General features: G+C 56.5%; 22 protein-coding genes and 1 riboswitch. Of the genes, 6 read left to right on the forward strand and 16 right to left on the reverse strand.

Annotated elements, in window-relative coordinates; genetic code table 11:
• The first annotated feature begins 23 nt into the window (after window positions 1–23).
• Entirely contained in the window at window positions 24–698 is a 675-nt protein-coding gene (locus N675_RS06760) for a response regulator (RefSeq protein ID WP_051914365.1), read from the forward strand.
• 79 nt (window positions 699–777) lie between these two features.
• Window positions 778–1,965 carry a CaiB/BaiF CoA transferase family protein gene (locus N675_RS06765; protein WP_038038676.1) on the forward strand — a complete coding sequence of 396 codons (1,188 nt, stop codon included), beginning with the start codon at window positions 778–780 and terminating at the stop codon, window positions 1,963–1,965.
• On the opposite strand, the gene N675_RS06770 is transcribed toward N675_RS06765, so the two are convergent.
• From N675_RS06770 to N675_RS06790, 5 genes are all read right to left on the reverse strand, one after another.
• On the reverse strand, window positions 1,958–2,806 hold the full coding sequence (locus N675_RS06770; RefSeq protein WP_231577956.1) for an ECF transporter S component: 849 nt from the start codon (window positions 2,804–2,806) through the stop codon (window positions 1,958–1,960). The two genes, N675_RS06765 and N675_RS06770, sit on opposite strands and share 8 nt — an antisense overlap.
• Window positions 2,803–3,738, reverse strand: coding sequence for a cobalamin-binding protein (locus N675_RS06775; RefSeq protein WP_038038678.1), 936 nt, complete (start codon window positions 3,736–3,738; stop codon window positions 2,803–2,805). Before N675_RS06775 ends, N675_RS06770 begins: the two co-directional genes overlap by 4 nt.
• A gap of 24 nt (window positions 3,739–3,762) precedes the next feature.
• Window positions 3,763–4,119 (reverse strand): winged helix-turn-helix transcriptional regulator, encoded by a 357-nt coding sequence (locus N675_RS06780; protein ID WP_038038680.1) that lies wholly within the window; start codon window positions 4,117–4,119, stop codon window positions 3,763–3,765.
• Window positions 4,120–4,386: 267 nt separating this feature from the next.
• Window positions 4,387–5,094 (reverse strand): PIG-L deacetylase family protein, encoded by a 708-nt coding sequence (locus N675_RS06785; protein ID WP_038038682.1) that lies wholly within the window; start codon window positions 5,092–5,094, stop codon window positions 4,387–4,389.
• Between the two features lie 6 nt (window positions 5,095–5,100).
• A complete protein-coding gene (locus tag N675_RS06790) occupies window positions 5,101–5,919 on the reverse strand; it encodes a serine hydrolase (RefSeq protein WP_051914366.1) in 819 nt (272 codons plus the stop codon).
• A gap of 93 nt (window positions 5,920–6,012) precedes the next feature.
• On the opposite strand from N675_RS06790, the gene N675_RS06795 reads away from it, so the two are divergent.
• The 4 genes from N675_RS06795 (at window position 6,013) to metE (ending at window position 11,285) form a co-directional block, all read left to right on the forward strand.
• Window positions 6,013–7,224 carry a DUF711 family protein gene (locus N675_RS06795; RefSeq protein WP_051914368.1) on the forward strand — a complete coding sequence of 404 codons (1,212 nt, stop codon included), beginning with the start codon at window positions 6,013–6,015 and terminating at the stop codon, window positions 7,222–7,224.
• A gap of 130 nt (window positions 7,225–7,354) precedes the next feature.
• Window positions 7,355–7,870 (forward strand): hypothetical protein, encoded by a 516-nt coding sequence (locus tag N675_RS06800; protein WP_038038683.1) that lies wholly within the window; start codon window positions 7,355–7,357, stop codon window positions 7,868–7,870.
• A 29-nt stretch (window positions 7,871–7,899) separates the two neighbouring features.
• Window positions 7,900–8,763, forward strand: coding sequence for a class I SAM-dependent methyltransferase (locus N675_RS06805; protein WP_038038684.1), 864 nt, complete (start codon window positions 7,900–7,902; stop codon window positions 8,761–8,763).
• A 50-nt stretch (window positions 8,764–8,813) separates the two neighbouring features.
• Window positions 8,814–8,914: riboswitch (SAM riboswitch) on the forward strand.
• 76 nt (window positions 8,915–8,990) lie between these two features.
• A complete protein-coding gene (gene metE, locus N675_RS06810; protein ID WP_038038686.1) occupies window positions 8,991–11,285 on the forward strand; it encodes a 5-methyltetrahydropteroyltriglutamate--homocysteine S-methyltransferase in 2,295 nt (764 codons plus the stop codon).
• A 75-nt stretch (window positions 11,286–11,360) separates the two neighbouring features.
• Here metE and N675_RS06815 read toward each other — a convergent pair whose 3' ends face one another.
• From N675_RS06815 to cysS, 11 genes are all read right to left on the reverse strand, one after another.
• On the reverse strand, window positions 11,361–14,333 hold the full coding sequence (locus tag N675_RS06815) for an FAD-binding and (Fe-S)-binding domain-containing protein (protein WP_231577957.1): 2,973 nt from the start codon (window positions 14,331–14,333) through the stop codon (window positions 11,361–11,363).
• A gap of 134 nt (window positions 14,334–14,467) precedes the next feature.
• Entirely contained in the window at window positions 14,468–15,454 is a 987-nt protein-coding gene (gene ispH / locus N675_RS06820) for a 4-hydroxy-3-methylbut-2-enyl diphosphate reductase (protein ID WP_051914371.1), read from the reverse strand.
• 8 nt (window positions 15,455–15,462) lie between these two features.
• Window positions 15,463–17,004: a phytoene desaturase family protein gene (gene crtI, locus N675_RS06825; protein ID WP_051914373.1), complete on the reverse strand. Its 1,542-nt coding sequence runs from the start codon at window positions 17,002–17,004 to the stop codon at window positions 15,463–15,465.
• On the reverse strand, window positions 17,004–18,623 hold the full coding sequence (locus N675_RS13640) for a carotenoid biosynthesis protein (protein WP_051914376.1): 1,620 nt from the start codon (window positions 18,621–18,623) through the stop codon (window positions 17,004–17,006). Before N675_RS13640 ends, crtI begins: the two co-directional genes overlap by 1 nt.
• Window positions 18,623–19,771: a glycosyltransferase family 2 protein gene (locus N675_RS06835; protein ID WP_038038689.1), complete on the reverse strand. Its 1,149-nt coding sequence runs from the start codon at window positions 19,769–19,771 to the stop codon at window positions 18,623–18,625. The genes N675_RS13640 and N675_RS06835 overlap by 1 nt, the downstream gene beginning before the upstream one ends.
• Entirely contained in the window at window positions 19,768–20,610 is an 843-nt protein-coding gene (locus N675_RS06840; protein WP_038038690.1) for an alpha/beta hydrolase, read from the reverse strand. Before N675_RS06840 ends, N675_RS06835 begins: the two co-directional genes overlap by 4 nt.
• 5 nt (window positions 20,611–20,615) lie before the next feature.
• Window positions 20,616–21,599 (reverse strand): phytoene/squalene synthase family protein, encoded by a 984-nt coding sequence (locus tag N675_RS06845; RefSeq protein WP_051914378.1) that lies wholly within the window; start codon window positions 21,597–21,599, stop codon window positions 20,616–20,618.
• Between the two features lie 252 nt (window positions 21,600–21,851).
• Entirely contained in the window at window positions 21,852–22,433 is a 582-nt protein-coding gene (locus N675_RS13645; protein WP_051914380.1) for a TetR/AcrR family transcriptional regulator, read from the reverse strand.
• Between the two features lie 203 nt (window positions 22,434–22,636).
• Window positions 22,637–23,137 (reverse strand): MarR family winged helix-turn-helix transcriptional regulator, encoded by a 501-nt coding sequence (locus N675_RS13650; RefSeq protein ID WP_197066276.1) that lies wholly within the window; start codon window positions 23,135–23,137, stop codon window positions 22,637–22,639.
• Between the two features lie 214 nt (window positions 23,138–23,351).
• Window positions 23,352–23,609, reverse strand: a complete 258-nt coding sequence (locus N675_RS06860; protein WP_038038691.1) for a hypothetical protein — start codon at window positions 23,607–23,609, stop codon at window positions 23,352–23,354.
• A 76-nt stretch (window positions 23,610–23,685) separates the two neighbouring features.
• On the reverse strand, window positions 23,686–24,885 hold the full coding sequence (cysS, locus tag N675_RS06865; RefSeq protein WP_038038692.1) for a cysteine--tRNA ligase: 1,200 nt from the start codon (window positions 24,883–24,885) through the stop codon (window positions 23,686–23,688).
• Window positions 24,886–25,015: the final 130 nt, after the last annotated feature.

A 25,015-nucleotide genomic window follows, 5' to 3' on the forward strand; every position in this document is an offset into this window, starting at 1 on the left:
AGAAGCGCACGAGAGAGGACACCATGGGAACTGAACGAGTGATCCGTGTGCTCATCGCCGATGACCATGATCTCTTTCGTGAGGGGCTTCGCCAGCTCATTGAGACTGACGATCACATTGCCGTTGTCGGTGAAGCTGCCAATGGTCAGGAAGCGATTGAACAGGTCAAAGCGTTACGGCCAGACGTCGTGCTGATGGACATCAGCATGCCCGGGTTAGACGGTATTCGAGCGACGGAATATATTGCTCAGCACTTTCCGAATACCCATGTGATTATGCTGACGATGTATCAAGACGATGAATACGTTATCCATGCTATTCGTGCTGGAGCGAAGAGTTATCTCGTGAAGAGTACGAAAGCGGAAGAATTACTTCGCGCAATCCACGTTGCTGCTGAAGGCGGTTCGGCAATTGATCCTGCGCTTGCTCCAGTGCTCATGCGCGAATACCAGCGTTTGTTGAGTCGTACTCCGGTTGGCCGTCAGCAACTGAGCGATCGTGAATTAGCAATGCTGCGGCTCTTAAGTCAAGGGTATAGTAACCGACAAATTGCCGAGCAGCTTAATCTTGCCGAGAGTACGGTCAAAAACAGCCTCTCAGCACTCTTCCAAAAGCTTGGCGTGCGTGACCGTACGCAGGCCGTCATCTACGCAATCTCGCATGGACTTGTGCCGCGGCCAACCGCTGAGCGTCGCTAAGTGACAGTCGGCGGTTTCACCAGCACATTTCCATGCTACAGTACCCCTAGGTGCAAGGGACGTCTGTGAAGGGGGAGCAATGGCCGCCCTGCTCGAGGGTGTTCGTGTTGCGGATTTCACGCGAGTGATGTCTGGGCCGTATTGCACGATGCTGCTCGGTGACCTGGGCGCTGATGTTGTCAAGATTGAGCGTCCTGGCAAAGGCGATGACACGCGTGACTGGGGTCCTCCGTTCGTCGATGGCATTAGTGCCTATTATCTCTCCGTGAATCGCAATAAGCGAAGCATAACGCTTGACCTCAAGCATCCAGCAGGGCAAGAAATTGCCTGGCGGCTTATCGAAAGCGCCGATGTCCTTGTTGAGAACTTTAGCCCTGGGACGATGGAGCGACTGGGGTTTGGCTACGATGCCGTATGTGCGCGCCGACCAGATATAATCTATTGTTCAATCTCGGGATTTGGCCAAACTGGCCCAGGCCGTGAGCGAACCGCGTATGACCTCATCGTGCAAGGTATGTCCGGCTTGATGAGTGTCACGGGGTTCCCGGACGGAGAGCCAACCCGTTTTGGGGTGCCGATTGCTGATCTCGCAGCGGGCATGTTTGCTGCCTATGCCATCGTTGCGGCACTCTTCTATCGAGAACGCACCGGCAAAGGGCAATACATCGACACGTCAATGCTCGGTGGACAAGTTGCCTTACTGACGTATCAGGCAGCAATTTATTTTGCGACGCATGAGGCGCCTAAGCGCACTGGTAATGCTCATCCTATTGTTGCGCCATACCAGACATTTCGGTCGAAGGATGGCTATGTCAACATTGCCGCTGGTAATGATGGTATCTTTGCCCGCCTCTGTCGTGCTCTTGGGCTTGAGCGTTTGCTTGAAGATCCTCGATTCAAAGACAATGCCGGCCGTATCACACGTCTCCCTGAGCTTGTCGCAGAGCTGGAGACAGTGTTGACACAGCTTTCTACCGCTGAAATCATTGAACGACTCGATGCTGCCTCAGTTCCGTGTGGGCCAATCTACACCGTGCCAGAAGTCTTTGCTGATCCGCAAGTCCAGCATCTCGCACTCCATCAACGTGTGCCACACCCCACCCTTGGCGAAGTTGATCAAACAGGCTTCCCGTATCGTTTCTCAGATACTCCAGCACGCATTCGCCGTCATCCGCCGCTTCTTGGTGAGCATACGGACGAGGTGCTCAGTGAGCTTGGGTATAGTGCTGATCTGATCGCCTCGCTTCGAGAGCAAGGAGCTATCTAACTATTTCTGATGGCATATCTGTCTGGGGAGTGCGTTGGTGCTCCTCGGCTGCCCAGGGTTGCCAGATAAAGCGATCGCGATAGCGTTGCATCACGTTAACAATCGCTGGCCCAAGGGTAAAGACCAGGAGCGCGTTACCCAAGGCGCGTGTGCCGTCAAACACGAGTGACGTCGTAAGATAAAATTTCCAATAGGTCTGCAGAGTCTCCGAGAGCGACATGCCAGGGTGCCAGTAAAGCCCTGCAGTATCGGAAAGGCCAGGTGCAGCAAATGGCCAGAACCACAAGTTCATGATTGCGCCAAAGAGGAATCCCCAGATACTCCCGAACAGGGTAAGAGCAAGCCGTTGGGCAGTACCGCGCCACTTTGGCAACCAGCTGGCCGTCATGCCCACCCAGCCTGCTGTTAACATCTGGAAGGGAAGCCAGGGGCCGATGCCTCCTGTAATGATGGCCGACAGCGCGAGGGTCATTGCTCCCATGACGAAGCCATAGGCCGAGCCGAAGACGTAGCCCGTGACGATAATGAGCAAAAAAATTGGTGATGCGCCCAGGAGGCTCGGAAGTAGTCGGAGTGCTGCGTCAAAGGCAATCAGGACGGCAAGTAAGCCGAGTGCGCGTGATTGTCCTCGCTGAATCGTCTGCTCTTGGAACAGTAGCAAGAGCAGCAATAAGGCACACGTGGCAAGGGCGGCGAAGAGTAATGGCACCTCGACGCTGCGTCCATTGGGAACCGATGTAACTCCGAGCAGCGGCAGAACAAAGGGGTAGAGAAACGCGAGAAAACCAATCACGCTTGCTGCGAGGAGCAGGAACGGCAGGAGAAGACGGATTTCTTTCACGGCACCTGTTCCAGCGTATTTTCAAAGACGGCAATAGCAGAGTGCCCATCAGATGGGGTTGAGAGCACAGTAGGGTGGAGAAGATGGGCGAGCAACGCGAGCCCAGTGACGAGACGAGGACCAGGACGACTGAAGTAGCTTGAGGCATCGACTGCGTAGACGTGGCCCATCTGTGTTGCGCGCGGTGCGGCATGTTCAAGGACAGGCCAGTAGGACTGTGCAAGTTCAGCACTCGCATGAGCATCGTAGCCGCATGGCATGACGATGAGGATGTCTGGGTCGGCGTCAGCAATAGTCTCCCAATTGACGGCGAATGAGGGCTGCCCATGCAGGCCAAGTACGTCGATGCCACCGGCACGCTCGACCATCTCAGGAACCCAGTGCCCAGCGATGAATGGCGGGTCAAGCCACTCTAGGCACACAACACGTGGACGATGCGGTTGGGCCGCACACTGTTTTGTGATCCACGCGATACGCTGGCTGAGAGCAGCAGCGACTGCTGATGCGCAGGTTGCCCGACCAGTTATTGCTCCGACTGTTTGGAGTGATGCTACGACATCGTCAAGCGTGTGTGGCTCGACTGCCAGAACGTCTGGCTGGCTTGGAAGCGTGGCTGCGAGCATGCAGACATCATCGTATGCCACTGCGCAAACAGGACAAAGCGCCTGGGTAAGGATAAGGTCGGGTTCAAGCGCTGCGATCAGTTCCCAATCGAGCGCATAGAGTGGTTGCCCGGCTGCAACACGTTCTCGCACCGCCCGGTCGATGGCTGCATGATCCAGCCCTTCTGGAAGCAAGCTCCGGGTAACATGGGGAAGCGTGCGCACAGCAGGCGGGTAATCACATTCATGGGTAACGCCAACAAGGCTATCAAGAAGACCAAGGGCTGCGCACAGTTCTGTTGTACTCGGCAACAGTGACACGATCCGCATGCCTGATCCTCCTTGTGGACCAGGCTAGCTATCGTCAGTATGGCTACTATCAACTGACGAATGGTCTTCTCGTAACCACGTCTCGCCAAAAAGCCGCAGTTGTTCGATAACAGGCAATGCAGCCTTCCCCATTTCGGTGAGTGAGTACTCCACACGCGGCGGAATTTCCATGTACTGGCGACGTGAGATCAGCCCAGCAGCCTCAAGATGGCGTAGTCGATCAGAGAGCACGGTAGGACTCATCCCTGTTGACCGCTGGAGTTCGTGAAAGCGCTTGCATCCTTGCGCAAGGTCGCGGACGATCAAGAGTGTCCAATGGTCGCCAAGGAGCTGCGCCGCGCGCGCGATTGGGCAATCGGTTCGTTCATGTGTGCGTCGCATTGATCAGCTCCTCATCCCTATTGCCATTGCCCATTGTACTCTATGAAGCGGCCTTTTTCACTGATACCTCATTGCTAAATAAGCCTTTTCAGATGTTGATACGAAAGGTGTGATATAAAGAGAGGATCCTGTTCCTGCTCGCAAAGTAAGTATGGTGTGGTGGGAATGTTGGTTGCTATTGTCAATACTGCACTCAACACTGTTTCATGCTTGGTCTATCCTAAACAGAGCAATGCCTTGCTGGTCACCCATGGCGTACCTCGCCACCTACTCGAGCTCGACAAGGACGAACGCTTCGGCAAGGTCGAGCCCCGCAGTGCGGCCGGCTTCCTGCGCACGCAGTCGGATCCGCTGTTCGAGGCCACCAGGGAAAGCGCCAAGTTGACTCACGTGGCAGCGAAGCGCTTCCAGTTTCTTGGGGAATACCTCGTGAATGTCAACGAATGTATTCGGTTGATCAGAGCCAAAAAGCATGGCCCAGCGGACTATATGGGGCTGTAAGCCTGCTGCGAGGTGATTGGGGAAGAACGTTCCAAGACGACTTGCGGGGAATGCAGCAGCCAGCGCTGCCGCTCCCGTTGCACGGTGGTCCGGATGCTGGCGGTAGAGGCGCGTGAATGGGTCATGGGTCAGCACGACATCAGGGCGAAAGCGACGAATTTCTGCTGTTAGACGTTCGCGCAATTCGAGGGTATCGAACACCTCTCCGTCTGGCCATCGGAGAAATGTCACATCCTGGACTCCGAGTATTGCTGCGGCTGCTCGTTGCTCATCTTCGCGGACCCGTGGAAAAGGACGCGGATCATGCCAATCGTCGGGTTGACCTTTATCGCCTGAAGTAACCACGATATACCCAACAGTAACGCCTTGCGCAACCCATTGGGCAACGGTGCCGGCGCAGAAGAATTCTGAATCATCGGGATGTGCTCCAATCACCAGCGCACGCTGAACTAGCGGCAGCAGAGTGATTGACATGGTCCCTTACCTTCCTCTCTCGTTTCCTTCACCATAAAGTTCGGCTATCCATGCGTTGTAGCAGGCTCGTGCAATCTCACTAATCTCACAACGGCCACGATGTTCATCAGTCAGTCCCGTGGTGAAGATCGCGAGAGCAAGGCGCCCCTGGGGCGCCCAGATGATCGCGGCATCATGTGCAATGCCAGGTAGGCTCCCGGTTTTGTTGCCCACCACAACTGAGGGTGGGAGACAGGCCGGAATACATTCTTGAAACTGCTGCGCGCGAAGAATTGTCCGAACCTCGTCGAGCAGTGGTCCTTCAGGAACAATCATGCCGCACTCAAGTGCGCGCAGTAAGGCTACGGCGTCACGTGCGCTCATCGTATTCTCCGGCTCATCGGCACGTGCGGCGCGTCCCCAAAATGGGCGGCGTAGCGATGTCTGCTGGAGTCCAAGCTGGGCTGCTAGGTGATTGATCGCTGCAAAGCCAAGGATATCAATGAGTCGGTTTGATGCAATGTTGTCGCTGACGATGATCATCAAAGTGGCAAGATCGCGCACGGTAAAGCGAAGGCCGAAGCTGAGCCAACGTAGGACACCGCTGCCCTCGACTACATGCTCCTGCTCAATCGCGACCTGCGCCTCGAGTGACAGTGCACCGCGCGATGCCTGGCGATACAGTTCGGCGAGGATAAGCAGCTTAATGACGCTGGCAGAAGGGACCGTGTTGTCTGCGCGAAAGGCAAGGTGCCAGTCACGATCAAGGTCGCTTGCGGCAAGGGAAATTTGACCGGGAAAGTGAGCGATGCGTTCTGCGATCTGTGACGGTAATGGCGCTACCACTCTCGCGACCCCTTTCTGCTGCTGGCAGTATAGCGGCTTGCCTGGTAAAGCGCGCTATGCTGTGGCTGAAGAAGAGCGAAAGGGGTCGTGATCATGCAAGTGCGATCGGTAACGGTCGGGGCATCGGCGGCATTTGATCATGGCGTGCTTGCGTTACCTGAGCAACTTGGCCCGTTTCTCGCACAGGCGCATACCTACTTTGCGCGAGCAAGTCTGCCAGTTCAAGGAATGCGCTTGGCTTGTCAGCCATTGGCTGCGGTTACGGGCTTGACACGTGAGAATACAGTGGAATATGCGCAAGCGCTTGCTCGTGTTGCTGGCATTCTTGGCTTTGATTACGTTTCACTTGGGCCGGTCGATGCAGCACATCTTGACTGGATCCCTCTGCTTATTGAAGCGCTTGTCAATGTCGAGACAGCGTTCGGCTCAGTTATCGTTGCCGAGCGTGGTGGAACGATTTCACTGGAAGCGATTGCAGCAGCGGTTACGGTGATACGAACCCTTGCCGAGCGAACACCTGACGGTTTTGGGAATGTTCGATTCGCTGCTTTGGCAAATTGTCCAGCGGGAATTCCCTTCTTCCCAGCCGGCTATCATGAGCCTGATGCTTCGCCGCGGTTTGCCGTTGCATGGGAAGCTGCCGATCTCGCTGTTGACGCTTTTTCCCAAGCGAGTACGCTCAACGATGCTGAAGCGCGGCTCCTTGAACAGGTGACAACCGAAGGGCGGCGTGTTGTTGAGGCGGCAGAGGCGCTTGCTCGCGCCACCGGAGTGCCATTTGCTGGCATCGATATCTCGCTTGCTCCGTTTCCGCGTGACGACCGAAGCATTGCGGCAGCGTTCGAACGATTGGGCGTCGACTGGTTCGGATCGCCGGGTACCCTCTTCGTTGCGGCACTGATTACTCGTGTGCTGAAACGTGTGCCATTGCCCAAAACAGGTTTTTGTGGGCTGATGCTACCCGTTCTTGAAGATAGTGTGCTGGCCAAACGTGCTGCCGAAGGGCGGTATGGCGTATCCGATCTCTTGGTCTGGTCGGCGGTTTGCGGACTCGGTTTGGATGTTGTGCCGCTCCCAGGTGACATTACGGCAGCCGAGCTCCGTGGCCTTGTCCTCGACATGGCAACGCTTGCGGTGACGCTCGATAAGCCGTTAACGGCGCGGCTCATGCCGTTGCCTGGCAAGCATGCTGGTGAGCAGGCAGTCTTTTCCTTCGCCTACTTTGCGCCAGCTGGCATCCTTGCCGCGCGTGGTGGTGGAGCGCAGGGGCTCTTTGCACGCGAGGGTATATCATGGCAGGGATAGTGTCGAAAGTGATTTGTGAAGTAGGTAAAAGGTACTTTCGAGTATAAGCTTTGCAACAATGCTTATATCCTCTATACTTTGATGCTAGTGCTGTGGGGGTAGTTCTCGGCCTCTTTTGGAGGAATAGTCGATGGCACGGATCGTCATTACGATTGAAGGCGATTCTCAAGAAATTGAAGCAATTCAAGCGGTGTTGCAACGTCTGGCTGGGATGGCAAGTGGCGGAATTGAAGCAGAAGAGACCGTGGAACAGCCGCGGTCTTCAGGCGAGGAAGAAAGCTGGACGTTCGAGGAGTTTCAGCAGTTTTGGAGTCGATTGAAGGGCGGGGCTCGGCAAATTCTTGCCGAAATTGCGAAACGTCCTGAGGGCTATCCGATGACCGACCTCGAGCAGGCGCTAGGTTTGCCCGCTCGTGTCATTGGCGGACGACTCAGCTCAGTAGGCCATGCAATGCGCCGCTTTGAGCATAAGCGGGAACCGCTCGAGTTTCGCGCTGGCGGTGACGAAGGGGTTGGCCGACGCGTCTATATCATGCCGCCGGAGATCGCTCGCATGATCCGGCAGCTCGTAGCTGAGGAGCGCCGAGCTGGACAGGCCGGTGCGAATCAGGGCTCGAATGAAGCAGTCTCTGTCGCTGAACGGTAAAGCGCACACGGAATCGAGTGAGATAAGGGATGCACGAAAGCGAACAGTGGAAAACGATACGCGAGGCGAACCGTCGCTCGTGGAATGCGGCGACCTTGGTGCATCAGCAACATAAGGCCACGCTGCAAGAGCAACTTCGCTCGGGTATTGGTACGCTCCACGCTGAAAAACGCGCACTGCTCGGAGATGTTTCGGGTAAACGGATTGCCCATCTTCAATGCAATGACGGTGTCGACACGTTGAGCCTTGCGCTTCTTGGTGCAGAGGTTGTCGGCGTCGATATAAGTGACACGGCAATTGCGACTGCGGAGGAATTGCGCCAACGTCTTGGCATTCCTGCCACGTTTGTCCGTGCTGATGTGTATGACTGGCTACCGCAGGCGCAACACAATGGGCAGCAGTTCGATGCTGTCTTTGTTTCCTATGGAGTGTTTTGCTGGCTGCCTGACCTCCGCGCATGGGCACAGGGCGTCGCTGGCGTGCTTACTCCAAATGGTCGGCTTATTGCAATCGATTTCCATCCTGTGCTTGGAATGTTCGACGATGATTGGCAGGTGTGCTATCCCTATGCTGGGTTTGGTTCGTCGTCCCTCCTCGAGAATCCCGATGGTGTGGGTGACTATATCGGTTTTGAGGAGACCTTGCGTACTGGACAGGTTCCTACACAAACGTGGAAGAATGGTCGGCCGGCATATGAATTTGCCTGGGGGATTGGCGATATTCTCTCAGCGGTGCTTGGGGCTGGACTGCAGATCGAGCAGTTTACTGAGTACGCAGGATGCCCCTACGCGCTACGATCTGGAATGGTGTTGCGCGAGGAGCGCTGGTATCCGCCATCCCATGTTCCGCCCATCCCGCAGTTGTTTAGCCTCGTTGCGCGGCGAGTTGATTGACGGTTGAGGCAGGTCGTGGTATCGTGAGCCAGAACATTATGCGCTGATGACGCGCATTCCGAGTGGTGGAGGGAACGGCCCGACGAAACCCGGCAACCAGCGCGATCGCGCCAGGTGCCAATGCCGGCGGAAAGTTTCCGCACGATGCGCGTCTAAGGACGTGAGGATATTGGCTGGTAGTGCCCTCCACGGTTCTGTGGAGGGCACATTGTGTATGGGGGTGCAGCATGGCACAAAGTTCGACTCTTGGCTATCCACGCCTTGGCAAGCGCCGGGAGCTCAAACGTGCTCTTGAAGGCTTTTGGGCAGGGACCCTTGATGAAGCGCAGCTGGTAGAGACGGGCCGGGCAATCCGCCGAGCGATGTGGCAGGTGCAGCAACAGGCTGGCATTGACTTGATTCCCTGCAATGATTTCAGCTTCTATGACCACGTTCTCGACGCTATTTGCCTGGTTGGACTTGTTCCCGAGCGTTTTGGCCCGCGTGAGGAAACGGTGAGTTTGTCAACCTACTTTGCCATGGCACGGGGAGCCGAAGGTATTCCAGCGCTTGAACTCACGAAGTGGTTCGATACGAACTATCACTACCTCGTCCCTGAATTTCAGGGACCTGAGCCTGCACTGGCGAGCACGAAGCCGTTTGATGAATTTGTCGAAGCGACAACGATGCTTGGCCGTGCAGCAAAGCCTGTGCTGCTTGGCCCGGTCTCCTTGCTTCTGCTCGGGAAGCATCATTCACGACCGCTCGCTGATCACCTTGCTGCACTTCTACCCATCTATGCACGCGTCCTCGAGCGCCTGGCAGATGCAGGCGCCGAGTGGGTGCAAGTTGATGAGCCCGTCCTCGTCCAGGATCGTACTGCCGAGGAGCTGGCCCTTGTCCGACAAGCCTATCGAATGCTTGGATCACTCTCTCATCGTCCAAAGCTTCTCGTGCAAACCTACTTTGGCAGTCTCGATGTTGAGAGTTGGCACCTTGTGACAGCCTTGCCCATTGAAGGGATTGGCCTTGACTTTGTTCGTGGGACAGAGAATCTTTCACTGCTCAATGAGCACGGATTCCCTGCCGGGAAAGTCCTCGGGGCTGGTGTGGTCAATGGTCGCAATATCTGGCGAACGAATTTGGTTGAAGCACTGGAGTTGCTGGAGGAGCTAGCTGAGCACGTTGATCCTGCTCTGCTCTGGGTACAACCGTCGTGTTCCCTGCTCCACGTTCCACACGATGTGCGACTCGAGGAGCACTTGCCGGAAAACGTGCGTGCACTCCTCGCGTTTGCTGAACAACGGCTAGAAGAGGTCGTGATCTTAACACGTGGGATCAATGAGGGCCGGTCAGCGATTCTAGCTGAGCTTGAAGCAAACGCCGAGTATTTCCGCCTTGGTCTTGATGCCAGCCAGCTCTACCACCGGCCAACACGAGAGCGTATCGCTGCCTTGAGCGAGGATGATTTTCGCCGTCGCTCGCCATATAACGTGCGTGCACCACTCCAGCAGGCACGTCTTCAACTGCCCCTCTTCCCCACGACAACAATTGGCAGTTTCCCACAGACACAAGATGTGCGGACCGCTCGTGCGCGCTGGCGCAGTGGGAAGTTAAGCGATGAAGCGTACTGGCAGTTTATTCGCGAGCGCATTGCCGACGTGATTCGCCGGCAGGAAGAAATCGGCCTCGATGTACTCGTACATGGCGAGTTTGAACGGAGTGATATGGTCGAGTACTTCGCGGAGCAACTTGCCGGGTTTGTCTTAACGGAACATGCCTGGGTGCAGTCCTATGGCAGTCGTGCTGTGCGCCCACCCATTATCTTTGGCGATATCTATCGCCCTAAGCCGATGACGGTCGACGTCAGTCGCTATGCACAATCGCTCACGGCAAAGCCAGTGAAAGGTATGCTGACTGGGCCAGTAACGATTCTCAACTGGTCGTTTGTCCGGGAAGATTTGCCACGACGCGAAGTTGCCTATCAGATTGCGCTGGCGCTCCGCGATGAGGTACGTGATCTTGAAGCTGCGGGAATCCAGGTTATTCAAATCGATGAGCCGGCGCTCCGTGAGGGGTTGCCGCTACGGCGGAAGGATTGGGATGACTACCTTGATTGGGCCGTGAAGGCGTTTCGTCTTGCATCTTCAGGTGTGCGGGATGAAACACAAATTCACTCTCACATGTGCTACAGCGAGTTTAACGACATCATTGCAGCTATTGATGCGTTGGATGCGGACGTGATTTCAATCGAAAATAGTCGAAGCCAGGGAGAATTGCTGCGTGCGTTTCAGGATTATCGCTACCCACGTCAAATTGGCCCCGGCGTCTATGACGTGCACTCAGCACGCGTGCCAAGTGTTGATGAGATTGAATCGTTGCTCCTCCGTGCTGCCGAGATTCTGGATCCTCGCCAGCTTTGGGTCAACCCTGACTGTGGGTTAAAGACGCGTCGGCCCGAAGAGGTCTGGCCCTCACTGACGAATATGGTTGAGGCCGCGCGACGCATGCGGGAGCGCTATCTCGCCCGTGTCGATGCCTAGCAACGTGCTCCTTCAGCGTGTAAAGTAGCGAGGGCGGGGAGTTCTCCCCGCCCTCGACTATGTTCGGCCGCTCGGTTATTCGGCCGCAAGCGCCACCCCCGTAGGCTCTGCGGCTGATTGGACAGCTGGCTCGAGACGACTCGCAAGGACCTCAACAACGTGTACTGGGCGGCGTCCAGTAAAGTGCGCAATTTGCTCTCGGCAGGAAACACCAGCGACAGCGATTACGGTGTCTGGTGCTTGTGCTGCAACTTTCGGGAAGAGTCGCTCTGCTCCAATCTTGCGAGAGATCTCATAATGTTCTGTTTCATAGCCAAATGAGCCAGCCATGCCACAGCAACCTGCGCCGCTTTCCTCGACCGTGCACCCTGCTGCGCGCAGCACCTGCAGCGTTGGTCCAACTCCAATAAGTGCCTTCTGGTGACAATGCCCATGGAATAGGACGTGTGGGCCAGCTTCTGCTTTCCAGGGTAGCTGCACCCCGTGCTGCAGTTCACGCGCAAGAAATTCATCAATCATAAAGCTCTGGCTTGCAATGAGTTCAACATCTGGCGAATTTGGCAAAAGATCGCGGTATTCATCGCGAAACGTGAGAATGCAGCTTGGCTCAGTGCCAACAATCGGGATACCGGCTCGGGCGTATGGCGCAAGAAGCGCAACGTTCTTGCGTGCATTGGTGCGTGCCTGCTCAACTAATCCCTTGGAGAGCATCGGCCGGCCGCAGCAGGCGCGGCGCTCGACAAGGATGACACGATAGCCCGCTGTCTCAAGGACAGCAACTGCCGCTCGGCCGATTTCCGGATAGTTGTATGTAGTAAAGGTGTCATGGAAATAGACGACTGGGCCGCGAGTACCATCACCGCGTGGTATATGGACGTTGCGGAACCACGCGTCAAATGGTTGCCGAGCAAGATGTGGCAGTGACCGTGCGGGATGAACGCCAATCAGCCGCTTGCCGAGATTGCCAAGTGGGCTATGGAGCACCAGGTTCGCAATGGGCGCCACCGGTGCGCCAAGCTTGTTTAGCGCGTGAATATTGCCGAAGAGACGGGCGCGCAATGGTGTGCCATGCTCGGCGTAGTAGTGCGCCAGGAATTCGGTTTTGATCTTCGCCATGTCCACGCTGGAAGGACACTCAGTCTTGCAGGCTTTGCAAGACAGGCAAAGATCGAGCACTTCATAGGTGCGCTTATCCGTGAAATGCTGGGGAGTAAGCACGCGACCTGCAAGGGCATTGCGAAGCGCGTTGGCCCGGGCTCGCGTCGTATCACGTTCGTCGCGAGTCGCCATGTACGAGGGGCACATGGTCCCGCTACCCAGTTTGCGACAGACCGCTGCACCATTGCACATTTCAATTGCTCGAGCAAACCCGCCTTCTCGTTCAAAGCTCAGGTGCGTCTTGATGTCAATGGTGTGGTAATCAGGGCCGTAGCGCAGGTTCTCAGTCATCGGCGGGCAGTCAACGATCTTCCCCGGATTGAGGAGATTCTGGGGATCAAAGGTGGCCTTCAATTCTTTCATACACTGGTAGAGCGTCGGGCCGAAGAGCCGAGGATTTAACTCGCCACGCGCGAGGCCATCGCCATGTTCGCCACTCATCACTCCGCCAAAGCGCACAGCAAGTTCGGCTGCGCCTTCGGTAATGGCGCGCATGGCCTGGACGCCTTGAAGCGTCTTAAGGTTAATAAGCGGGCGAACGTGCAAACAACCAGCGCTCGCATGTGCATAGAAGGCGGCCTTGGTGCCATGCTCGGCGACAAGGCGGTTGATTTCCGCCACATACTCTGCGAGGTGTTCAACAGGAACTGAGACATCTTCGATACAGGGTATCGGCTTTGCATCGCCCCGAACGCTCATCAGAAGGCCCAGGCCTGCTTTGCGAACTGCCCAGACATCGGCCTGGCGCCCAGGATCAAGAATGACGAGCGGCTCCTCGGCGAAGGTGACCCCCGCGAGATGATGGAGTAGACGTTGTGCTTTATCCTGCAGCTCAGCATCCGATTCACCATAAAATTCGACAACAAGGACTGCCTGTGCGTTGCCAGTAATGAAGGCAATCTTCTGTGCGTAGCCTGGTTGTTGCCGGGTGAGGGAAATAAGCATGCCGTCCATCAGCTCAATTGCTGATGGTTCACATTCCAGCATGCGAGGAACGAGCGCCATCGCCGCAACAAGATCGTCGAATTGGAGTAAGACAAGCCCTGTCTGCTTAGGACGTGGGACGAGGTTGAGCGTGTACTCCAACCCAACCGCAAGCGTTCCTTCTGAACTGGCAAGCAGTCGAGCGGGATTGAAGCGTTCGGCGATTAACTCCTTCAAGCTGTAGCCACTCGCCCGACGCCAGTGCCGAGGGTAATCGCGGACGATTGCTTCACCATAGCGCTCTCGGAGCGCAAGCAAGTCGCGGAGGAGTTGTCCCTCTCGGGTGGACAGGCGCGCACGGTGCTGCAGGTCTTCGTCAGAAAGTTCACGGAGCGTGAGCTCATGACCATCGGCGAGAAGGACGTGTGCGTCGATAACATGATCACTCGTCATGCCGTAGAGGATTGAGTGAGCGCCCGATGAATTGTTCGCCACAACACCGCCGATTGTTGCTCGATCGCCGCTGGATGGATCAGGACCAAACATCAGCCCATGGCGACGCAGCTTGGCGTTGAGTTGCGCCAAGACAATGCCAGGTTGGACACGGACACGGTGGCTCGTTGTGTCAAGGTCGATAATCTGATTCAGATATTTGGAGAAATCAATAATGAGTGCGCGGCCGACGGCTTGTCCGGCGAGACCACTCCCACCGCCGCGGGGAATGACCGGGACACCATATTTCGCTGCAAGCTCAAGCGTTCCCCGAACATCGTCGTAGGTCTTTGGGATAACTACGCCATAAGGTTCGATCTGGTAGTTACTTGCGTCGGTGCTATACAGCATGCGGCTGTAAAGGTCGAATCGAACCTCGCCATCAAGACGCCACCGTAGTTCCTGCTCAAGCGTGTGCAGCGTGTCGGCGTCGACCGCCGGCATCGTTGCCGTGCTCGCTGCCTGGATGCTCACTTCGCCTGCCCCTTTCATGTCAAGGCGAATTATCGGTGCCAAGCAAGCGGCGCGATGCAGCTTGCCTGGATGCTGTTGGTATCAGTCTACAACGGTGTGCTGGGCTATGGATGCTCAAGCGACTAGCGTAAGTCCTAAGTCAGAGATGCCATTTCATCGTCGATCTCGCCGATATCATGCTGTGAGGGCCAGACTGGACGCGCGTAGCCAAACGCTGCAAGCCGGTCAATGACAGCGGTAATGACATAATCAGGCGTTGATGCCCCAGCGGTAATACCGATGATGCGTGCATCGCCGAGAAGCGCTGGGACGATTTCATCAGCCTGTTCAATACGCGTAGCGGTAAGCCCGAGCTGCTGCGCGACTTCAACAAGTCGAGCCGTATTCGAGCTTTTGCGACCGCCAACAACCAGAACGAGCTCAACGCCTTGCTCGGCGAGATGAGTAATCGCGTCCTGTCGATCACGTGTCGGTTGGCAAATCGTGTTGACAACACGTACTTCCCCGCCAGTAGCGATCACTGGTCCGACAACTCGCTTGGCAAATGTGGCGAACCCGTCGGCTGTTTTCGTGGTTTGGCTGATAATTGCCACTTTATGGGGAATATGGTTATTCGTAAGCCACGGTACTGCTTCGGGAGCAAGTGCAGCACACGCTCGGCTGGTTCCGGCCCAAGCGAGAATCCCGCGAACTTCGGGATGCAGCGCGTCGCCATAGACGACGAGATAGTAGCCTTGTTCGACCAGCTTGGCAGCCAGTCGTTGGACACGGGTGACAAGTGGGCAGGTTAGATCGATGTGCTCGAGGCCGGCTTGCTGCGCTGCCTGGGCGCGGCCAGGGCCAGCGCCATGCGCGGTCGTTGCAATGCGCTGGAAGCCTCGTGCTGCTGCTTCGGCAACGCTACCCACTGGTTCGATTCCTCGGGAACGTAATGCTGCAACGACCTGAGGATTATGAATAACGTCGCCGACGGTAGCCAACGGCCCTTGAGAAGCGGCACGCTCAAGTAAGGCCAACGTCCGTCGCACACCCCAGCAATACCCAAACACCGGTGCCAGGACGATACGTCGATCGAGGGGTGTCGTTGCCGGATGCTGATGATGAAGCGTCTGCTCAGTCATGGTTCAACTCACTTTCCGTATGCCCGCTGACTGCCGGTCGGAAGAGGAGATGAAAGGCGGAACGATCGTGGCGCAGGCCAATCCTGCTGGACGAGACGGCTAGTAATCGCTGCCGAAAGGAGGACGCCGGGAATCCCAGCTCCGGGATGGGTACCAGCACCGACAAAGTACAAGCCTTGAATTGTGCGTGCCCGGTTATGTGGACGGAAATAGGCGGATTGGGTGAGCGTCGGTTCAATGGAGAACGCTGCGCCATGCCAGCTTTGAAGCTGGGTGGCGAAGTCAGTCGGCGTGAACTGTGCTTCGGTCATGATGGCGTTGGCAATCCCCTGAAGCCCATAAACATACTCAAGTGTCGTTAGAATACGAGCACGAAATGCCGGGGCTTCAGCGGCCCAGTCAAGAGGCAGGTGCCCCAGATGTGGTACTGGAACAAGGATATAGAGGCTTTCCTGCCCGGCAGGAGCAAAGGATGGGTCAGTGGTCGCCGGGGCATGCAGATAGAACGCAAGCTCGCTTAACTGCGTGGTGCCATCAAAGAGTTGGGCTAAGAGGCCTGTATAGTCCCCGGGCATCATAATCGTATGGCGCTCCAGTTGCGGAAAACGATGCTTCAAACCGAGATAAAGCAGGAAGCAGCTCATAGAATAGCGAAGGCGTGGTAAGCGCCATGTCCACCACGGACGCGCATCGGGCGGAATAAGCTGGAGCCACGTTTTCGTTACATCGCTATTGGCAACAACAATGTCAGCGGGAATTGCTGTGGTATCCGCAAGCTGCACACCATGGATACGGCCGTTGCGTACGATAATCTGCCTGACGGGTGCATTGAGCAGCATTTCGCCGCCAAGTGCCTGAAAACGTTCGACCATTGCTTGCACGAGTGCCCGAATGCCCCCGTGGGCAAACCAGACACCGCCTTGTCGCTCAAGGTAGGGCACAATGCTGTAGATCGCGCTGGCTCGTAGCGGATTGCCACCAATGAAGAGCGGATGGAAGGAAAAAACGATCCGGAGTTCCGGTGATTGGAAATAGCGACTTGCAAAGCGATAGACGCTTTCGTGGGCGCGCAGCTGAAGCAGTTCTGGCACAATACGGAGAAACGTGGTGAAGTGATCAAACGGCTCTCCAGCAAGTTCTGCAAAAGCTCGCTGATAGATACGGCGTGTCGCGTGCAAGAACGCGCGATAGCCCTTGACGTCAGATGGAGCGATGCGCGCGATCTCCGTTTCATCCCGTTCAGGATCACCCCAGTAGTCGAAGGTGCGTCCATCAGCGAAGACGATGCGATAAAACGGCGAAAGCGGTGATAAGACCACGTCACGCTCAAGTTCGCGATCAGTGAGTGCCCAAAGCTCGCGAAGAAGGTCTGGGGCAGTGATCAGGGTTGGCCCCATATCGAAGCGATATTGTCCAAGTTGCAGGGCACCCGCTCGCCCACCAGGCTGATCACGTCCCTCAACGAGCAAGACGTGGTAGCCAGCTGCTTGGAGCCGGATCGCTGCGGCAATGCCGCCGATGCCTGCGCCGATGACAATGACACGGTGCATTATGCTTCTCCTTGACCGAGTTGCTGCCTGGGCTTGATGGCCAACGTTGGCATTGGCGTTGAAAGAGCATGAACCTGTGCCTCGATCATGGCACGAACCTGCTCACGGTCGTCACGGTCAGAGACGAAAATCGGCTCGCCGATGTTGAGGGAGACATGCCATCGTTGATCGAATGTGTAGGCGAGACCGACCGGCACGATAGGAATGGGTTGCTTGTTGATGTGAGCGGCACGCTGGGCCAGCCAGACGAAGCCAGGGCGGAAAGGAAGGTAGTCCTGGTTATCCCGTTTTGGCGTCCAGTGGGGATCAATATTTGGAAAACCTTCGGGGAAGACAACAAGTGCCTCTCCAGCGCACAGCCGTTGCAGAGCATCGCGAACCCCACGAAGAACGCGTGCTGAGCGCTCAGAGAGCTGGTAGGCACTCTGGCCTTGTTCCAGTCGTTCAACTCGCAAGACAACGGGCCAGCCAGCACATGCACAGAGTTGTTCCATAATCCAACGCAAACGAGGCGTGGTAGCCCAATCGAGTGCGACAAGGAAACTGAGTGGCCTCGGGCTTGTGGCCATCAGGAGTGTCGCATCGTACAGGTGATGGTAATGACGGCAGGCAAGAATCACCGGGCCTCTTGTTGGAACGTGTTCCCAGCCCGAGACATGAACATCAAGACGGCTTGACACAAAACGACTGGCAAATTGAAGCAAAATTCGAGCCACGCGCTCGGTCACTGGTATAGCGGGGGATTCTGCCGTGGTGCGCTGAGCACGTCGCGCAGCTCGTTGTATTCCGTCTGGCGTATCGGGATGAGTAGGCCAGAGCGTGCCGAGGATTGCTGGGAGTACGCCAAGGACGAGAGCGAGCACAACTGGCATCCACAGGTGAACGCTGATGCTCAATGCAGAGGCAAAGGCAATATTGGCAAGGTAGATCCCAAGTGGAATGAGGCTCTGCAGCTCTGCATGCGTGAGATTGCTCCGCCAGAGCCAACGACTGACTGCCATGAATAACACGGCAGTCGCAGCCCATCCGGCGAAGTTTTGAATAGGCATGCCGAAATACGGGCCGTGCCGCTCCCACACCCAGAACCGTGCGGTAAGTGCTGGGTGCGCCATTGCTGGATCAAGCACAAGATCCCAAACGACGAGGAAATACGCTCCAAGCAGTACCGATGGCCAGAGCGTTGTCCGTGAACGGAGTCGCAGGAGGAGGCGTGAGGCAAGCAAGTACGAGGCAAAGCCCATGTAGAACCACGAAAGTGGAATCGTAAATGGTACGCGTCCCAGGATTTTGAACCCCAATCCACTGGTATACGCGTAGTTACCGAATGGCCAACCTGTGCTCGTGCCAATGAGTTCAGAGCTTAGTGAAATCACCACCGTCGCTACAAAGAAGGTCAACGTGCGCCGGGCGCCGAGTGCATACAGCCCAAAGAGCAACATGGTCAGCATGCCGAAAAGGATATGGAGGCTACCGCCATAGTGCATGCCGAAGGCATAGACGCGAAGTGCCAGTGGGTTGTGGCTCCAAAGGTCAGGCGAGCGCAGGGCGATAAGCAAGCCGCCAAGCCCAAACGTCAGAGCCAGAAGATGGCCGACAAAGCACAGCCGTACGAGTCGCATTAGACGCTCCCTTCGAGTATGCGCCCGCGCCAGAGATGTTTGCGCTGTAATGCACTGTGCCAAAGCCGTCCTGTGACCACAGGGTCGCAAAGTGGGCTAAGCCAGTAAGTCCAGGGACGTGTTCGGTAGGCGGTACGTGCTCCCCACAACGTGCCCAGGCGAATGGCAAGGAGGATCCCGTTGACAAGCGTGAGCGCTGACGGTCGCTTTTGACAAAATCGAAGGCCCAGCAGCAATGGTAATGGAACAGCTTGCGTGAGCGTGACAACCAGTAGGTCGCGCCACACGCGCCAGCCGCTCAGCGTATCACGCAAGGTGAGAGACCGCGGCCAGTTGTGCCAGACATCGTTGCCGTTACGATGCATCCGTGCCCAAATGAGGCCAGCGGTCTCGAAAAAACCAACTGCAATGCCATGCTGGGCAGCAAGACGAGCGAAGGTAACATCTTCGCAACGGGAGTGTGCCACAGGCGTGAAGCCACCGAGGATCTCAAGAACATTTCGATGAATCAGCATGCATTGGCCATTGGCTTGTGCTTCGACCCAGTTCGTTGTGATGTTCCCTGGCGGACCGAGGCGATAGATTAACGTGGTGAGAAAAGCGGGGTGTAGAAGGCCAGCAAGTGGATCTGCAGGGAGAACTTGCTGCGTTGCCACGCTGAGTACAGATAAGTGTTCAGCCAGTGCAAAGGACACAAGCGCATCAGTCAGGTTGGCTGCCGGACAGACATCGGCATCAAGGCAAAGGATCCACTGGTTGTGGGGATTGCTGGCCCGCCATCCCTGTTCAAGTCCCCAGGCTTTCCCATTCCAGTCTTGGGGAATGGGAGCAGCATCAACCAGCCGTACTCGTCGATCGCGTGCAGCATAGGCGGCAATGAGGTCGCGTGTTCGATCAGTGGATCCGCCATCGATAACGAGAATTTCCGTGACACTCGGCCCCTGTTGGATCGCTCCTTCAAGGCACAAAGAAAGGCGTGCTTGCTCATTCAGCACCGGAACAATAACGGTGACACAGGCCTCTTGCGGCTTGGTTGTGGCGGGGATGATTCGACGTCGTGTAGCTCGCAGGAGCTTGCTGGCAACAGCAAGGCCAGCAGCGCTTTGTGCGAGCGCAAGCATGCGTGGCAACGTTGAGCTGCGCATCATGTCAGTTCTCCAACCGCGAAGCATTGAATCAGCGTGACCAGTTCTGCCCAGAAGGGGCGATCAGGGGCCAGCAAAGTGTGGTCAGTTGGGAGGTCATGCCAGACGACCGGAGCAGGCATGCGCTGGACGAGCGCCCGCGTCGTCGCTGGAGGCACTGTTGTATCGAGTGTGCCTTGAATGACAAGAGTCGGGCACGAGATACGGGAGGCGGCGCGGAGTGCCTGGAGTCCAACTTTACGTAACTCATCGAGCACGGCGAGCGGGAAGCGTACATTGCGCAGTCCTTCACGGACTGTTGGATCATCGATGTTTAAGCCTGGCATGCTCTCAGCAAAGAAGCGCCGCGTTTCTGGGTCGTCAAAATCCATCTGAGCGAAAGGTCGGATACTCGGCACGATCCACCGAATGAGCGGCAGGAGACGAGCACGCCAGTCGCCGGGCAGCAGACGTGAGAACGGGGCAAGCAAAATGAGCCGAGTCGGCAAGATGTCGGCAGCAGTGAGTATCGCAAGCGCGCCACCCATAGAGTAGCCGAGGAGGATGGCAGTTGGATGCCGGTGGCGAATCTCTCGCCATGCATTCTGCGCTGCGGTGATCCAATCTGCCGCCCGTTGCTGTGGCAGCCGGTTCACCTGGCGTCCAAAGCCTGGCAGAAGTGGCGCGTAGCATGTGATCTGGCCAGTCTGGATGATTTCATGCGCGAGAGGACGAAACTCGGCTGGTGTGCCCATAAAGCCGTGCAGCATGAGTAATCCAATTGGGCCGTCTCCGAGGACAAACGGGTCATGCACTGGATCAGCAAAGAACGTCTCAGGCTGCAAGGCCGAAACGGAGGTCATCGCTGTTATCCTCCCATATAACGATTTCGGACGTGTTCCCAGAGCATCAGAACAGCGACAATCAGTGCTTCACTGAGCTTCTCGTCAAAACTCGTCGCGGCGCGGCCACGTAAGGTGTCGTAGCCACGTGCTTCAATGCGATCAAGGATGCGACGGTAGAGACGTGCAGCGAGCACGATAGCGAACCGCGACCGAAGCGGCAAGTATGGCACTCCCCGTAGCCCAAGCATGTAGTAACTTTCAGCACGTACGCGGTGGAACTGAAGGAGCGCGCGTAAACGGTCATCTGGCCCTTGGCCGGAGACTGCCCAGGACCGTATTGTCACAGGATCAAGGCCGAAGCGGTGCAGTTCATCTTGGGGAAGGTAGATACGATTATGGCGAAGATCTTCTCCGAGGTCACGCAGGATATTCGTGAGCTGCATGGCAATGCCGAGGTGCTCGGCTGCTTGCAATGCGGCTGCGCTGCGCGCGCCGAGCACACATGCCATGATGATTCCGACTGTTCCAGCAACTTGGTAACAGTACTTGCGTAGTGCCGCAAACGAAGGAAGAAAGACCGGGCCAAGGTCATACTCAAGACCATCGAGAAAATCAAGAAAGGGTGCCACGGGAAGCGCATACTGCTGGATGAGTGTGTCGAGCATACTACCAAGTGGTTCTCGTGGTGCAATACAGCGGGGGGAGGTCTGAAACCACGATCGCCAGGCAGCCAGTTCTTCCTGCGCCGCTTGACGTGCAGACTGGTCAAGTGGCTGTGCATCGACAAGATCATCGAGTGTACGGAAGAAGGCGTAAAGTGTGATAGTATGAAAGCGAGAAGGCATTGGCAAGAAGTATGTGGCGAAGGTAAACGTTTTCGCGTGCTGGGCCATGAGTCGATCGAAAGAGGGAACTGCACGGTATGGCTTCGAAGACAACTCGTCTGCCTTCGTCCACAAGACTGGCGTCTCGATCGAGGTGCCCCTGCCGCCGCTTGCCCGCTCCATGAATCTACCTAATTATTCATAGAATCCCTCTATCACTTCCAAGTATAGTGCCCAGCAAACTGCCGCGCAAGTGAGCGATATGGTCATCAGCTGTCAACTCTGGCTCGTTGTGTCGTATGCACGCTGTAATGTTATACGGATGTTTTCGTTGAACACGCTGTGCGATGACTTCCTAGTCGTGGAGAGACAGATACCGGGCAAGCTGACGTTTTCGAAGGGATAATGGAAAACGCCAGCCTGCCCGGTGCGTGGCTAGCGTGACAACACGCCGTGAAGGAATGTGTCGAGCGCTTCGTCGAGATAGGTGCGTGCTTCGCTCTCGGCAAAGCGTGCGCCAACTTGAATGCCGTCAGCCATCGAGAGGAAGAGCGCGGCCAAGAGCCGATCATCGCTGCGCTTGGTTTCGCCGCGCGCGCGTGCTTCGGCAAAGAGGTTCTCGAGCGGGCGCAGCAAGGCTTCGCGCGCCAACTGGAGGAGTTCCTTTGAATGGTCAGCAGAAATCGCCGGCATATCGGCCTGGACCATACGGACGAGGTCGAGTGGAGGATGTTGCAGGAGCCATTCAGCAACCGCGCGTAACTGTCCAGCAAGGCTATCCCCGCCGCTCCGGATAGCCTGCTCAATTCCTTCGCGGTGGCGCTCAAGCGCATGCCTCGTAACCGTGACATATAACTCTTCTTTACCACCGGGGAAGTGGTAGTACAGCGATGCTTGCCGAATGCCAAGCTCTTGGGCGATGTCGCGAAGCGTCACCGCTTTATACCCGCGCTCGGCGAAAAGGCGCTCCGCAACTGCCTGTACCCGCTCTCGCGCTGCGCTCGGCGCTGCTGTCATGCGACACCTCCTGCCTGCGCCCAACCGAACCGTCACTCCCACCTAGCAGTATACTGGAAGACTGTTATTTTGTCAATTCGCCGTTCCTGTCATGTGAGAACGCTATTCTTGCCGCTTTGGCCTGGGAACATCCGCAACACAGCCGACTCAACGCGCGCTTGGCGTATACCCGCTGCAGTTCCTTCCTTCTATCAGATTATTGATTATGCTGCCGAAATATGGCGACGTCGGTGGGGTGAGGTCGTCTTCGCCGGTTGTGGCGTCGTGGTGAGGCCAGCAAGACGCTGCAGTAAAGCCGTTAAGAGTAGTGTGAGCCCACGGGTGAGTTCGTCTAGCTCTTCATCGGTAAGGGCGATGATTGCCTGCTGGATGACCGCGCTACGTCGGTCATTTGCGTCAAGGGCTGCTTCTCCCTCTGGCGTAATCGCGACAAGGACAGCTCGCCGATCGTGGGGATCTCGCTCGCGACAGACGAATCCTTGTTGCTCAAGGGTGGCAACCGTATGTGCCGCTGTTGGTAAGGAGACGCCAAGCCGCTGTGCGAGCTGGGTGAGACGGAGCGGTCCACTGGCTGCCAGAATCGCGAGCGCCAGGCGCTGACGGGATGAAAGCGTTGATGGTGTACCGGTCGCCTCGGCAAAAAGGTCAACGACCTGACAAAGTCGCAACAACGTCTGCGCGAGTTGTTCGCGTTGTCGTGTCACGCGACTATTCAATGGACGCGCCATCGCAACCAACGAAGCTCCCGTCGCTTGTACCCAAGCATAGAGAACGACCGGGAGGTTGCCGATAGCGCGTTTGTCACAAACACAGGAGACGCAGGTCCTAGATAAGGAGGGAGCGAGAAGGTGAGAAAAACAGAAGCCGGAGGCAGCCACAATACCGCGGTCGCCTCCAGCCCCTGAAAACTCGAAATCCCTAGCGCCGTTCAGTTTGATGGACTGGTCGCCAGCGCAGGAGTAAGACAGCAGTTGCGGCTGCTGAAAGGAAAACCAACGGCATATCAATGAGGAGAAACTCCCAGCTAATCGCCAGTTCGCCACTGATCGCGCTCGCAAGTGTTCCGAAGATCACACTCAGGACAACAACAGTGAGTGCGCGAAGCCGTGGCGACGCGATACGCCACGCCAGAATGCCCACCAGAACTCCTGCAGCAATCGGGAACAGCTCGTGCACGGCCACTACCTCCTTCCCTGTCTTCCGGCCGCCTTGCATTGCCGAGTGTGACACTGCCTTCTCGTCGTGTCAAGCATTAGCGCGTAACCGTAAGACCAAGGACAGTCCCGAGTTCGCGAAGTGCCTGTTGTGCCTCACGAATATCCCGGCCCGCTGCGCTCGCATCCAAAATGGCTTGAGCAAATTCGTCGAGCGTAGTAATTGCTCGTGGTGTATCAAGGTCGTGTTGAAGCGCTTGGAGCGCACGCTCAGTGAAAGACCTTGAGTCAAGGGGAGCGTGTTGTCCGCTCGGTGCTTCGACTGCTTGCCTCAGCCGGGCGACAAGTGGCTCAAAGCGAGCTGGTCCGTCATCCTCATAGGCGAATGGAGTACGGTAATGATGACTCAAGAGGTAGAGACGAATAGCATCTCCACTGTGCCGGCGTAGGACATCGCGAACAAGAACAAGGTTCCCCAGCGATTTGCTCATCTTCTCACCTTGGTATTCGACCATGGCGACATGTACCCAGAACCGGCTAAACGGCTGACTGCCGGTGTAGCCTTCTGACTGAGCAATCTCGCTTTCATGATGGGGGAAAATCAAGTCATGGCCGCCGCCGTGCACATCGATCTGAGCCCCAAGGTATTTTAGGGCCATCGCGCTACATTCAATATGCCAGCCAGGACGTCCTGGTCCCCACGGGCTGTCCCACGTTGGCTCACCAGGCTGCGCAGCCTGCCAGAGAAGAAAATCGAGCGGGTCGTCTTTCCGTGGATCAGTCGGATCGGCGCCCCGCTCGGCTGAAAGCTTGATCATTGTCTCCCGGTCGTAACAACAGAGGTGGCCATAGTCAGGATCACTGGTAACGCGGAAATACACATTGCCCTCACGGACATATGCCATGCCCTGGTCAAGCAACTGTTGAATGATCGCAATCATAAACGGGATTTCTTCAGTCGCACGGGGAAAGACAGATGGCCAGAGCACATTGAGTCCATTGAGATCTTCTTGAAATTGGCGAATATAGCGATCTCCAAGGCGATCCCAGGGCTCGCCGACTTCGCGTGCCTTGCGCAGGATGTCATCATCAATGTCCGTCACGTTTTGGACGTAGCGCACACGCCACCCAAGATGCTGGCAGAGACGATTGAGGACGTCGAAGACGAGGTAGGTCATCGCATGTCCCATGTGGGTTGTATCGTAGGGGGTGACGCCGCAGACGTACATCCGCACCGTTCGTCCATCGGCCGGAGCAAACGGTTCAAGTTGACCAGTCAGCGAGTTGTAGAGTTGCACGGGTGTCCCCTCTTCCTGAGCAAGCCTCTGGCGGCACTTTGGTGTTGTTCTGTAACACACAGGCGCGATGCTGGCGCGAATGCCAGCGCCTCGCTATGCTACCACTTGCAGGCATGGAGTGTGCAAGATC

The sequence above is a fragment of the Thermorudis peleae genome (genome assembly GCF_000744775.1).
Taxonomy (GTDB): domain Bacteria; phylum Chloroflexota; class Chloroflexia; order Thermomicrobiales; family Thermomicrobiaceae; genus Thermorudis; species Thermorudis peleae.